This window comes from Sphingomonas aracearum, assembly GCF_003345355.1.
Taxonomy (GTDB): Bacteria; Pseudomonadota; Alphaproteobacteria; order Sphingomonadales; family Sphingomonadaceae; genus Sphingomonas; species Sphingomonas aracearum.
In genome coordinates, this window is the sequence record NZ_QQNB01000001.1 from 1,226,223 (window position 1) to 1,238,347 (window position 12,125).

A 12,125-nucleotide genomic window follows, 5' to 3' on the forward strand; every position below is an offset into this window, starting at 1 on the left:
ATAGCGCAGCGCAGCATCATTTCCCGGAGTCCCCCGCCCATGCTGAAGCCTGCGCTGCTCGTCACCTCCATCCTTGTCGCCGCGCCCGCCCTCGCCCAGGCGCAAGCCGCGCCGGAGGGAGCCGGCGGCGGCGGCCAGCACGTTTCCACCCGTGACCAGTCGGGCGACGTGATCGTCACCGCGCCGATCCGCCAGAGCGAGACGGACGTGCTCGCCGGCACCTCCGTGATCCATGGCGAGGAACTGGCGCGCGAGTTGCGGCCGACCATCGGCGAGACGCTGGCGCGCCAGCCCGGCGTGTCCGCCACCTCCTTCGGCCCCAGCGCCTCGCGGCCCGTGCTGCGCGGCTTCCAGGGCGACCGCATCCGCGTGCTGACCGACGGCATCGGCGCGATCGACGTGTCCAACACCTCGGTGGACCATGCGGTGGTGATCGACCCGCTGCTCGCCGAGCGGGTGGAGGTGCTGCGCGGGCCGTCCGCGCTCCTCTTCGGTTCCTCGGCGATCGGCGGCGTGGTCAACGTGATCGACCGCCGCATCCCGCGCTCGGTGCCGGAGAACGGCTACCGGGTGAGCGGCATCGCCGGCTATGGCTCGGCCGCGGACGAGCGCTCGATCGGCGGCGCGGGCGACGTGGCGATCGGCAAGCAGTTCGTGCTGCACGCCGACGGCTCCTACCTGAAGGCGGACGACCTGCGCATCGGCGGCTATGCGTTGACGCCGTTCCGCCGCAGCCAGGCGCTCGCCGCCGCCGGCCAGCCGCAGGAAGTGGAGGACGGCGAGGAGCCGATCGACTTCGCCGCCTCCGCCCGCATCAGGAACCGTTTGCCCAACACCGCCGCGGAAACCTGGACGGCCGGCGTCGGCGCTTCGATCATCACCGACAATGGCAGCTCGCTGGGCGTCAGCTACAGCCATTATGACAGCCTCTACGGCGTGCCCGTCCGCTACGCCACCGACGTCGGCCAGGAGCAGGAAGCGCCGCGGCTCGACATCGCGCAGGACCGCGTCGACCTGCGCGCCGAGGTGAACACCGGCGGCGGCTTCTTCGACCAGATCCGCCTGCGCGCCGGACAGGCGACGTACCGCCACTACGAACTGGAGGACACCGGCGAGATCGGCACCGCCTTCTACAACAAGGGCCTCGAAGGCCGGCTGGAGCTGGTCCAGGCGCAGCGCGGGCCATGGCAGGGCGCCAGCGGCGTCCAGTATTTCAGCCGCGACTTCAACGTGGAGGGGGAGGAGGCATTCCTGCCGAAGAACTCCACGGAGCAGGTCGGCGTCTTCACGCTGCAGCAATACAGCACCGGCAGCTTCAAGGCCGAAGGCGGATTGCGGTTCGAACATTCGGACCTGTCGGCCTCGCCGCAAGGTGGCGACCTGCGCTTCTTCGACGGCCGCCGCTCGTTCGATGCGGTCAGCGGCTCGCTGGGGGCCAGCTACGCGCTGTCGGACAGCATCCGCGTCGGCCTGAACGGCTCGCGCACGGAGCGCGCGCCTTCCGCGGAGGAGCTGTTCGCCAACGGCGCGCATGCCGGCACCCAGGCCTATGAACTCGGCAACCCGAACTTCGAGCTGGAAAAGAGCTGGGGCCTGGAGGCGACGCTGCATGCGCACGGGCAAGGCTACAGCTTCGATGCCTCCGCTTTCTACAACTGGTTCGACGGCTATATTTCCGAGAACCAGGTGGATTCGAGCGTGTGCGAAGCGGCGGCCGCTCCGTCCGGGCGCGAGGTGGACCTGCCCTGCTTCCAGTCGATCCAGCGCAAGGCGCGCTATTGGGGCTTCGAGGCGGAAGGCTCGGTGAACCTGTTCCGCGCCGGCGCCTTCCGCATCAACGCCGATGCGCTGGGCGATTACGTGCGCGCCAGCATCGTCGATCAGGGCCCGGTGCCGCGTATCCCGGCGGGCCGCGTGCTCGGCGGCCTGGAGGCGCAGTCCGATCTCGTCACCGGCCGCGTCGAGGTGGAGCACGTCTTCCGCCAGGAACGCATCGCTGCGTTCGAGACGGAAACGCCCGCCTACACCATGACCAACGCCTCCGTGCAGCTGAAGCCGTTCGCGTCCAGCCCCGGCACCATCCTGACGCTCAGCGCCAACAACATCTTCGACGTGAACGCGCGGCGTGCGGCGAGCTTCCTCAAGGATTTCGCCCCGCTGGCCGGCCGCGACTTCCGCGCGTCCTTGCGCTTCAGTCTCTGACGTCACCCCGAACCAAGCCGGAGTCCCGCTACCTGCTGCGCCAAGGGCAGAGGCGGAATCCCGGCTCGAAGCGGAGATAACGAGACTGTTGCGATCACCGGACGGCGAACCTTAGCTCCCCTCCCTGGAAGGGAGGGGTTGGGGGTCGGTGGACGCTTGCGAGATCGCTTCGAGGATCGACGCCGCCACTCCGCGAGCGTTCTCCCGCACCTCGCTGTTCCAGAAGCGCAACACGGTCCAGCCTTCGGCGTTCAGGTAAGCAGTGCGCTGTTCGTCCCGGGTCACCTGATCGGCGTGGTGTCCGCCATCCAGTTCGACGGCAATGCGCGCCGATCGGCATGCAAGATCGACGATGTAGTGGCCGGCGACGAGTTGCCGCGTCAACCGCGGTCGGCTCTCCCGCAAAAGCGACCACAAGGCGCGTTCCTCTGCCGTCGCCTCTCGTCGCAGACGCCGCGCATTGCGCGTCAGTTCCGGCGGCGTGCGTTGCATCGGCTCCCTCTACCGAGCATCCGGCGTGGGTCACCCACCCCCGACCCCTCCCTTTCAGGGAGGCGAGTGACTTCCCTCGATTGACCGAACGAGGGCATCCTTAGCCTCTTGGCAAAGTCAGCGGCCCTGCAACCCCGCGATCGCCTCCGCGAGCGGTGCCACGTCCGCCTCGCTCTGGTCCCACGAAGTGACGAGCCGCACCTCGCCTTCCGCCCAATCGTAGAAGTCGAAGCCCTGCGCCCGCAGCGTCGCGGCCTCGGCCGGCGTCATGCGCAGGAACAGCTCGTTGGCCTCCACCGCATGGATCTGCCGATCTCCCGCCGCGCGCGCCAGCAGGGTAGCCGCCGCATTCGCCGCCCGCGCATTCTCGATCCACAGGTCGTCCTCCAGCATCGCCAGCACCTGCGCCGCGAGATAGCGGCCCTTGGACAGGAGCAGCCCCGCCCGCTTGCGCCGGATCAGCGTCGCCTCCGCCAGTTCGGGCCGGAAGAACACGAGGCACTCGGCGTTCATCCCACCGTTCTTGACGAAGCCGAAGCTCAGCACGTCCACGCCCGCGCGCCACGTCAGGTCCGCCGGCGCGCAGCCCAAGGTCGCCACCGCATTGGCGAACCGCGCGCCGTCCATGTGGAAGCCGAGCCCGCGCGCCTTCGCCAGCTCGCCGATCGCCGCCACCTCGGCGGGCGTGTAGACGCGGCCATATTCCGTCGCGTTGGTGATCGACACCGCGTGCGGCTGCACCCGGTGCACGTCGTTGGCGATGGCATCGACCACCGCGCGGATGCTGTCGGGCGTCAGCTTCGCGCCGTCGCCCTCGCCCAGCAGCAGCTTGGCCCCGTGGGTATAGAATTCCGGCGCGCCCGCCTCGTCGTTCTGGATGTGCGCGTCGCGGTGGCAGACGACCCCGCCATAAGGCGGGCAGAGCGCGGCGAGCGCCAGGCAGTTCGCCGCGGTGCCGCTCGGCACCCACAAGGCGCGGACTTCCGTGCCGAACAGGTCGCCCAGCGCCCCGTCCAACCGCTTGCTCCACGCATCGCCGTCATAAGCGGTGTCGAGCCGGTCGGCAGCGTGCAGTGCCTGGAACACCGCGGGATGCACCGCGGCGGCATTGTCGGAGAAGAAGCGCATGGATGTTCCCGGTTCAGTCTTCGTCGGTGGTGATGGACTCGCGACCGGGCGTGAAGCGCTCCTCCCGGCGACGATCCCGGCGGCGATCGTCCTCTTCGTCCCCGTTCTCGTCCTCGATCGCTTGCGCACGCTCGCGGTCGCCGCGGTTGAGCTCGATCGAGCCGTCGCGGTTGACGCGCACGTTCATGCCGAAGCCGTTGAACTCGCCTTCGAGGCCTTGCGCATCGGGAGCGTCAGGCTCCTCCACCACGTTGTCGGCGTCGGGATCGACCACGTTGTCCGGCTCGGCCACGGGCACCTGCTTGGCCCCGACGCCCAATGCCTGCTGCATGAAATCGCGCCACACGCGCGCGGGAATGCCGCCGCCGTGCAGGCCTTCGTTGGGGGTGTTGTCGTCATTGCCGACCCACACGCCGCAGACCAGGCCGTTGGCGAAGCCGACGAACAGCGCGTCGCGGCTGTCCTGCGTGGTGCCGGTCTTGCCATAGGTCGGCACCTCCAGCGCGGACTCCCGCCCCGTGCCCTCCTCAGCCGAGGCGGAGAGCAGGTCCAGCATCTCGTCATGCACCTGCTTGGGATAGGTGCGCTGCCCGCCGGCGATCGACTGCAGCCAGCCGCGCTCGCGCTCCTGCTCCACCCCGCGCGGCCGCACCGGATAGCTGCCCGCCGCGATCGAGGCGTAGGCGCTGGTCAGCTCCAGCAGCGACATGCCCGAGGTGCCGAGCGCGATGCTCGCCTCCTGCGCCAGCGGGGACTGCACGCCGAGCTCCTTGGCCACGCGCCGCACGGTGTTGTAGCCGACGTCCTGGATCAGCCGCGCCGCCACCACGTTGGAGGACTTGGCGAACGCATGCCGCAACGTGATCTCGCCTTCATAGCGCCCGTCGACGTTCTTCGGGCTCCAGTCGGCGATGGTCACCGGATTGTCGTCGAACCTGGTGTCCGGCGTGTAGCCCTTCTGCATGGCGGCGAGATACAGGAACAGCTTGAACGCCGAGCCCGGCTGACGCTTCGCCTGGGTCGCGCGGTTGAACGGGCTCTGCGCGTAATCCTTGCCGCCGACCATCGCGACCACGCGCCCGTCCGGCCGCATCGCGACCAGCGCGATCTGCGCTTCCTTCAGCCCGGCGCGCTTCACCGATTTCTCCGCCGCCTTCTGCAAATCGCGGTCCAGCGTGGTCTTTACCGTCGACTCGCTGGCGATCTCGCCGGCCGCCTCTCGCGCTTCCGGCAAGACCCAGTCGGCGAAATAGGTGCCGTCGGGCAGCTGCTCGGTCTTGTCCGGCACGATGCGCGCGGGCGAAACGTCCGCGCCTTCCGCCCTGGTCAGGAAACCGGCATCCACCATCGCTGCGACGACCAGCTTCTGCCGTTCGCGCGCGCCCTTGAGGTTGCTTGTCGGCGCGAGCTTGGACGGCGCCTTGACCAGGCCCGCCAGCATGGCCGCCTGCGCCACGGACAATCGCTGCGGCGTGCGGTCGAAATAATGCTTGGCCGCCGCGGTCAGGCCATAGACGTTGTCGCCGAAATAGACGTTGGACAGGTAGCGCGAGAGGATCTGGTCCTTGCTCAGCCACGCCTCCAGCCAGAAGGCGATCAGCACTTCGCGCAGCTTGCGCGTGTAGGTGCGGTCCGAATCGAGGAACGCGTTCTTCGCCAGCTGCTGCGTGATGGTGCTCGCGCCCTGGCTGCGGCCGTCGGACGAGACGTTGTGGAACACCGCCCGCGCCACGCCGCGCGGATCGACGCCCCAGTGGCTGCGGAAGCGACGGTCCTCGATCGCCAGGAACGCATCCGTCACATGCGCGGGCAGCCGGGTCGAATCGACCGGCGCCCCGATGATCGCGCCGCGCCGGGCGATCGGCGTGCCGTCCGCCGCCAGCAGGGTGATCGATGGCGGCGTCGGCGGCTCGAGGCTCTTGGACAAGGGCGCGGTGAACGTCAGCCAGGCGACAGCGGCCACGAACAGCACGATGAACGCCGCCAGCCCGCGCACCAGCCAGCGGCGCACGAGCCGGCCGCGGCTCGGCCGGTCGTACGGCGCGTTGGCCGCATCCCAGGCAAGCTCGTCCGGTTCTTCCGGCGGCAGCGGGGCATTGTCGAGTGGGGCGAAGGGATAGGGACGCACGCTTGAACCGCGAAACCTTCGAGAGAAACGAGGAGCTGTATTACTTCACTAGAGCAGCGGCGGCAAGTCGCTGGCACCCGGCGCTTATACGCGCTCCGGCGGGCCGCGCCAGCATTTGCGGCAGGCGCCCGGCCCCGCTAGGAGGGCTGCATGTCCGCCTTCCAGCCCCTTGTTGTCGGTATCGGCGGCACGATCGGTGCATTGTCCTCCACCGAACGCGCGTTGAAGATCGCGCTGGATGCCGCCGCGCAGGAAGGCTTTCGCACGCAATTGTTCGGCGGCGATGCCATGGCCCGCCTGCCCCTTTACGACCCGCGCGCGACCGCCCGCACGCCGGACGAGCGCGCGTTCGTGGATGCCGTGCGCGAGGCGCAGGCGGTGATCATCGCCTCGCCGGGCTATCACGGGTCGATCTCCGGCGTGGTGAAGAACGCGCTGGACCTGCTGGAGGAAACCGCGCGCGACGAGCGGCCCTATCTTCAGGACATGCCGGTCGGCCTGATCGCCACGGCTTATGGCTGGCAGGCGACGGGCTCGACCATCGCGGCGCTGCGCTCGATCGTCCATGCGCTGCGCGGGTGGCCGACCCCGTTCGCGGCCGCGATCAACACGCAGGAAGTGCAGTTCGACGATGCCGGCGGGGCCACCGAGCCCGGGGTCCTCGAACAGCTCCGCCGCGTCGGGCAGCAGGTCGCCCGCTTCGCGCCCCTGGCAAACCGGGCGCCGTCGCGAGGGTGAAGTACGGCCTGTTCCCCGGCGAAGGCCGGGGCCCAGTTGGCAAGGTCGGAGCGAAGGCGCGCAACGCACACCCCGTACGCCGCCGAACTGGACCCCGGCCTTCGCCGGGGAACCGCTATCTCACCCCTGCCCGTCGTCGCGGTAGCGGATCTCCAGGAAACGCTGCCGCGTCTGGAGGTTGTCGAGGTCGCCCTGGGCCAGCTGCGTGCTCATCTCGCCGATCTCCTGCTCGATGACCGCCAGCCCGTCGGCGAGTTGCTGGTCGGGCGTGCGGCCGTTGCGCGCCACCCCGCGCAAGGGGGCGGGAACGCGCTCATAGCCCTTCAGCAGCTCGGGCAATTGCTCGCCCACCAGCTTGCGGATCTCCGCAGCCGCGGGCTCGCGCTCGTCCAGCCCGGCAAGTTGCGGCGACAGCGTTTCCAGCCGCACGCCGATGCCGTCCACCAGGCTGCGCGCCGCGGGCGGCAAAGCGGGGCGCTGGGTGTGGAGCCAGCTTGCCGTGCGCTGCGGCAAGAGCTTGAGCGGCGCCTCGGGCAGTTGCTCGAGCCGCACCACCGGCTCGCGCGGGAAGATCGCCAGCGCCACCGTGGCGACGATCAGCGCGGCGATCATCAGCAGGAACCCGCCCATGCCGATCGGCACGATCCAGCCGATCACCAAGGCGGCGATCAGGATCGCGGCATCGGCCACCGCGATGTTCGCCAGCCGCTTGCCGAGCTTGCCCGCCGCCTTGCGGGCCCCCGGCGCCGGCACCGCGCGTCGCTCGCGCTGGAGGCGCAGCGCCTGCCCTGCCTGCGACAGCGTATCCTCGGACGGACCGGCCATCGGCTACAGCGCTTCCAGCTTGAACTGGTCGGTCGCCGGCGCACCCGCATTCTGCGACGCGCCTTCCGCCCGGGCGATATAGCCCTTGGACTTCTCCACCTCGCCCGACAGCGTGTTCACCGTGGTCTTCATGCTGTCCAGCGCCCTCAGCTTGAAGGTGTCGATCGCGTCCATCGTGTCGTAGATGTTCTGGAACGCGCGCTGCAGCGTCTCCACCGGGATGGTGGAGGCCGCGGCCTGCTCGTGGATCTGCGCGGTCTGCGTGCGCAGCAGCTTGCCGGTCGAATCGATGATGTTGGCCGTGGTCATGTTCAGCGCGGTGATCTGGTCCAGCACCAGCTTCTGCCCGACCAGCGCCTGCGCCACCGTCACCGCCGTGCGCAGCGCCGCCACCGTGGTGGTGGAGGCGCGGTCGACCCCCTTCACCAGCTCCACGTTGTTCTTCTTGACCAGATCGAGCGCCAGATAGCCCTGCACTGTCACCGCCATCTGCGTCAGCAGGTCCTGTGTGCGCTGGCGGACGTAGAACAAGGCCGTCTCGCGGATCGCCTTGGCCTTGGCCGGATCGACATGGTCCAGCTCGTTGGCCTTGTCCTCGAGGCGTTCGTCCATTGCCTTGGACAGGACGATCATCTGTTCCAGCCGGCCCATCGCCGTCCACAGGTTCGCGCGCTCGGTGTCGATCGCGGCATTGTCCATCAGCAGCTCGTCCTTGCCGGAACTGAGCGACTTCAGGATCTGCGCGATATGCGTCTGCGACGATTTGTAGCCGTCGAAATAGTTGCGCATCTTGTTGCCGAACGGGATCACCCCGAACAGCTTCTTGGGCGCCAGCAGATTGCCCTGCTTGCCCGGATCGAGGTCCTCGATCGTGCGCCGGAGCTGCGCGAGGTCGGCGCCGACGCCGCCCTCCTGCGCCATCGCCTTCACCGGCCGGTCGAGAAAGCGGTTGGACTGGCCCGCCGCGTCGCGGATCTCCTTCTGGCCCATCGCCGCGATCGCATCCACGCGCTTGCCGAATTCCGGCGAGTTCGTGTCCTGTGCGACAAGATCGGCGACGAACTCGTCCACCTTGGTCTGCAACTGCGTGCGCTTGGCATCATCCACCGGCACGAGCCCGACCGCCTTTTCCGGCGCGACCTGCGGCACGGGATCGGGCGGGGTGAGCACCAGCTCCTTTTCGGCGGTGAGAGTATCGGTGGCAGTGCTGGCCATGCGCGTCCCTTCCTGGTGCGGAGGCGAAGATGACCCGGTTCGCCGCCGCGTTCAAGTGTGTCACTCATATAAGACGGTTGCGGGAGCACGCAACACGCCCATCTGTCGCCCAACTGTCGCTCGGCCACGCCAAGGAGATCCCCATGCGCGCCATTGCCTTTCGCACCCCCGGTCCCGTCGATGCCGCTGAGGCGCTGGTCGACCTCGACCTGCCCCGCCCCGCGCCCGGCCCGCGCGATCTGCTGGTCGAGGTGCGCGCCGTGTCGGTGAACCCGGTCGATGCCAAGGTCCGCGGCGGCCTGCGCCCGACCGGGGGTGAATGGACCGTGCTCGGCTATGACGCGGCGGGCGTGGTGGTCGAGGTCGGCGCGGAGGTTACCGGCTTTTGCCCCGGCGACGAGGTCTTCTACGCCGGCGTCATCAACCGTCCGGGCACCAATGCCGAGTTCCACCTGGTCGACGAACGGATCGTCGGCAGCAAGCCCGCGTCGCTCGGCTTTGCCGATGCCGCCGCGCTTCCGCTCACGTCGGTGACCGCGTGGGAGGCGCTGTTCGACCGGCTGGAAGTGAGCCGCGCCGTTCCCGGCGCCCCTCCCGCCCTGCTGGTGATCGGCGGCGCCGGCGGCGTCGCTTCCATGACCGTGCAGCTCGCCCGCGCGCGCACCGACCTGACGGTGATCGCCACCGCCTCCCGCGACGAAACGCGCGAGTGGGTCCGGGCGCTCGGCGCACACCATGTGCTCGACCACCGCCAGCCGATGGCGCCGCAGCTCGAGGCGGCCGGCCTCGGCCAGCCCGGGTTCGTCTTCTCCACCACGCACAGCGACGTCCACCGGGAGGACATCGCCGCGCTGATCGCGCCGCAGGGGCGGCTCGCGCTGATCGACGACCCGGCGAGCTTCGACATCATCCCCTTCAAGCAAAAGGCGGTCTCGATCCACTGGGAGCTGATGTTCACCCGGCCGCTGTTCGAAACCGCCGACATGGCCCGCCAGGGCGAGATCCTGAACGAGGTGGCGGCGCTGGTCGACGCCGGCACGATCCGCACGACGGCAGCGGAGCATTTCGGCACCATCGGCGCGGAGAACCTGCTGCGCGCGCATCGCCTGATCGAGTCCGGCAAGGCCCGGGGCAAGGTCGTGCTGGAGGGGTTCTGAGCCGCCCCCTTCCCGCAACGCACAATTTCCGCTATGCGCCCGCCCGATAGCCGCGCTCCCGCGGTCTTTTTCAGGATATCGCATGAACCTGCGCAACGTGGCGATCATCGCCCACGTCGATCACGGCAAGACCACGCTTGTCGACCAGCTGTTCCGCCAATCGGGCACCTTCCGCGACAACCAGCGCGTGGAAGAGCGCGCGATGGACTCGAACGATCTCGAAAAGGAGCGCGGGATCACCATTCTCGCCAAGCCGACCTCGATCGACTGGGCCCCTGAGGGCGGCGAGAGCGTGCGCATCAACATCGTCGACACGCCCGGCCATGCCGATTTCGGCGGCGAGGTGGAGCGCATCCTCTCCATGGTCGACGGCGTCGTCCTGCTGGTCGATTCGTCCGAAGGCGCCATGCCGCAGACGAAGTTCGTCACCGGCAAGGCGCTGGCGCTGGGCCTGCGCCCGATCGTGGTCGTGAACAAGGTGGACCGTCCCGACGCGCGCATCCAGGAAGTGCTGGACGAAGTGTTCGACCTGTTCGTCACGCTGGACGCGACCGACGAGCAGCTCGACTTCCCCGTCCTCTACGCCTCGGGCCGCAACGGCTATGCCAGCGACGACATGGACGCGCGCGAGGGCACGCTGATCCCGCTGTTCCAGAAGATCGTCGACCATGTGCCGCCGCCCGCGCTCGACCAGGACGCGCCGTTCACCTTCCTCGTGACCCTGCTGGATCGCGACAACTTCCTCGGTCGCATCCTCACCGGCCGCGTGAACTCGGGCGTGGTGAAGACCAACCAGGCGATCCACGCGCTCGACATGGACGGCAACGTCATCGAAGCGGGCCGCGCGTCCAAGATCATGTCGTTCCGCGGTCTCGATCGTGTGCCGGTGGACGAGGCCCGCGCCGGCGACATCATCAGCCTGGCCGGCCTGACCGTCGCCACCGTGGCCAACACCATCGCCGACACCTCCGTGTCCGAGCCGATCCAGGCGCAGCCGATCGACCCGCCCACGCTGTCCATGCGCTTCGCCGTGAACGACTCGCCGATGGCGGGCCGCGAGGGCAGCAAGGTGACCAGCCGCATGATCCGCGACCGCCTGCTGCGCGAAGCGGAGTCCAACGTCGCCATCAAGGTGACCGAAAGCGCCGACAAGGACAGCTTCGAGGTCGCCGGCCGCGGCGAGCTTCAGCTGGGCGTGCTGATCGAGACGATGCGCCGCGAAGGCTTCGAGCTGGGCATCAGCCGCCCGCGCGTGCTGTTCCGTGATGGCGAGGGCGGTGGCCGCGAGGAGCCGTACGAGACGGTCGTGATCGACGTGGACGAGGAGTTCTCGGGCACGGTCGTCGAGAAGATGAACCTGCGCAAGGCGGAGATGACGGACATGCGCCCGTCGGGTGGCGGCAAGACCCGCATCACCTTCTCGGCCCCGTCGCGCGGGCTGATCGGCTATCACGGCGAGTTCCTGTCGGACACGCGCGGCACCGGCATCATGAACCGCCTGTTCGAGAAGTACGGGCCGTACAAGGGCACGATCGAGGGCCGCAAGAACGGCGTGCTCATCTCCAACGGCACCGGCGAGGCGAACGCCTATTCGCTGAACTCGCTGGAAGAGCGCGGCACCCTGTTCGTCGGGCACGGCGAGGCGCTGTACGAAGGCATGATCATCGGCGAGAACGCCAAGACGGATGACCTCGAGGTCAATCCGATGAAGGCCAAGCAGCTGACCAACATCCGCTCGTCCGGCAAGGACGACGCGATCCGCCTCACGCCCCCGCGCAAGATGACGCTGGAGCAGGCGATCGCCTATATCGACGATGACGAGATGGTGGAGGTCACGCCCAAGACGATCCGGCTGCGCAAGCGCCACCTCGACCCCAACGAGCGCAAGCGCGCCAGCCGCTCCAAGCAGGCGGCGTAAGATACAAGGGGCGGGGAAACCCGCCCCTTTTTCGTTGCGCCGCCGGCTATTCACTCGGCACTCCAACCCAGGCATCGCTCGGCTGCCGGACGGCGCTGCGGCGGGAAGACGACGCGATGATCGGCCTGGCGCTGCTGCGCAGCCGGCAGGACGGCGAGACCACGCAGGAACAGCAGGCACGTTCGCCGCCCTGGCGCCGCACGTCGGAGCAGCGGTTGACCTGCAGATCGCGGTCGAAAGCGGTGGCGCAGCGCTCACCAGCGACGCCTTGGCCGACGTGCTGGCGCCGCGGGCGTAAGGGATGTTGCAGGCGCCCGCGGCG

At 68.9% G+C, this 12,125-nt stretch carries 9 protein-coding genes; 4 read left to right on the top strand and 5 right to left on the bottom strand.

Features of this window, described 5'->3' with window-relative positions:
* The first annotated feature begins 39 nt into the window (after positions 1–39).
* Positions 40–2,202 (top strand): TonB-dependent receptor, encoded by a 2,163-nt coding sequence (locus tag DVW87_RS05935; protein WP_181814729.1) that lies wholly within the window; start codon positions 40–42, stop codon positions 2,200–2,202.
* A 111-nt stretch (positions 2,203–2,313) separates the two neighbouring features.
* On the opposite strand, the gene DVW87_RS05940 is transcribed toward DVW87_RS05935, so the two are convergent.
* The 3 genes from DVW87_RS05940 to DVW87_RS05950 form a co-directional block, all read right to left on the bottom strand.
* On the bottom strand, positions 2,314–2,694 hold the full coding sequence (locus tag DVW87_RS05940; protein ID WP_114686760.1) for an endonuclease domain-containing protein: 381 nt from the start codon (positions 2,692–2,694) through the stop codon (positions 2,314–2,316).
* A gap of 117 nt (positions 2,695–2,811) precedes the next feature.
* Positions 2,812–3,822 carry a threonine aldolase family protein gene (locus DVW87_RS05945; RefSeq protein WP_114686761.1) on the bottom strand — a complete coding sequence of 337 codons (1,011 nt, stop codon included), beginning with the start codon at positions 3,820–3,822 and terminating at the stop codon, positions 2,812–2,814.
* Positions 3,823–3,835: 13 nt separating this feature from the next.
* Complete coding sequence (locus DVW87_RS05950) at positions 3,836–5,950, bottom strand: transglycosylase domain-containing protein (RefSeq protein WP_114686762.1); 2,115 nt, start codon at positions 5,948–5,950, stop codon at positions 3,836–3,838.
* A 150-nt stretch (positions 5,951–6,100) separates the two neighbouring features.
* Here DVW87_RS05950 and DVW87_RS05955 point away from each other — a divergent pair, with 150 nt between their 5' ends.
* Positions 6,101–6,688 carry an NADPH-dependent FMN reductase gene (locus DVW87_RS05955; protein WP_114686763.1) on the top strand — a complete coding sequence of 196 codons (588 nt, stop codon included), beginning with the start codon at positions 6,101–6,103 and terminating at the stop codon, positions 6,686–6,688.
* A 120-nt stretch (positions 6,689–6,808) separates the two neighbouring features.
* On the opposite strand, the gene DVW87_RS05960 is transcribed toward DVW87_RS05955, so the two are convergent.
* Both DVW87_RS05960 and DVW87_RS05965 read right to left on the bottom strand, forming a co-directional pair.
* On the bottom strand, positions 6,809–7,513 hold the full coding sequence (locus DVW87_RS05960; protein ID WP_114686764.1) for a hypothetical protein: 705 nt from the start codon (positions 7,511–7,513) through the stop codon (positions 6,809–6,811).
* A gap of 3 nt (positions 7,514–7,516) precedes the next feature.
* Positions 7,517–8,728 carry a toxic anion resistance protein gene (locus tag DVW87_RS05965; protein WP_114686765.1) on the bottom strand — a complete coding sequence of 404 codons (1,212 nt, stop codon included), beginning with the start codon at positions 8,726–8,728 and terminating at the stop codon, positions 7,517–7,519.
* Positions 8,729–8,871: 143 nt separating this feature from the next.
* Between DVW87_RS05965 and DVW87_RS05970 the strand changes: the two genes are divergently transcribed.
* Entirely contained in the window at positions 8,872–9,885 is a 1,014-nt protein-coding gene (locus DVW87_RS05970; RefSeq protein ID WP_114686766.1) for a zinc-binding alcohol dehydrogenase family protein, read from the top strand.
* Between the two features lie 82 nt (positions 9,886–9,967).
* Positions 9,968–11,803, top strand: a complete 1,836-nt coding sequence (gene typA, locus DVW87_RS05975; RefSeq protein ID WP_114686767.1) for a translational GTPase TypA — start codon at positions 9,968–9,970, stop codon at positions 11,801–11,803.
* The last annotated feature ends 322 nt before the right edge of the window (positions 11,804–12,125 follow it).

What these genes read in the sequence shown, in the direction of transcription:
- DVW87_RS05940 (WP_114686760.1), bottom strand. Translation starts at nt 2,694, where the DNA reads ATGCAACGCACGCCGCCGGAACTGACGCGCAATGCGCGGCGTCTGCGA.
- DVW87_RS05955 (WP_114686763.1), top strand. Translation starts at nt 6,101, where the DNA reads ATGTCCGCCTTCCAGCCCCTTGTTGTCGGTATCGGCGGCACGATCGGT.
- DVW87_RS05945 (WP_114686761.1), bottom strand. Translation starts at nt 3,822, where the DNA reads ATGCGCTTCTTCTCCGACAATGCCGCCGCGGTGCATCCCGCGGTGTTC.
- typA (WP_114686767.1), top strand. Translation starts at nt 9,968, where the DNA reads ATGAACCTGCGCAACGTGGCGATCATCGCCCACGTCGATCACGGCAAG.
- DVW87_RS05970 (WP_114686766.1), top strand. Translation starts at nt 8,872, where the DNA reads ATGCGCGCCATTGCCTTTCGCACCCCCGGTCCCGTCGATGCCGCTGAG.
- DVW87_RS05965 (WP_114686765.1), bottom strand. Translation starts at nt 8,728, where the DNA reads ATGGCCAGCACTGCCACCGATACTCTCACCGCCGAAAAGGAGCTGGTG.
- DVW87_RS05960 (WP_114686764.1), bottom strand. Translation starts at nt 7,513, where the DNA reads ATGGCCGGTCCGTCCGAGGATACGCTGTCGCAGGCAGGGCAGGCGCTG.
- DVW87_RS05935 (WP_181814729.1), top strand. Translation starts at nt 40, where the DNA reads ATGCTGAAGCCTGCGCTGCTCGTCACCTCCATCCTTGTCGCCGCGCCC.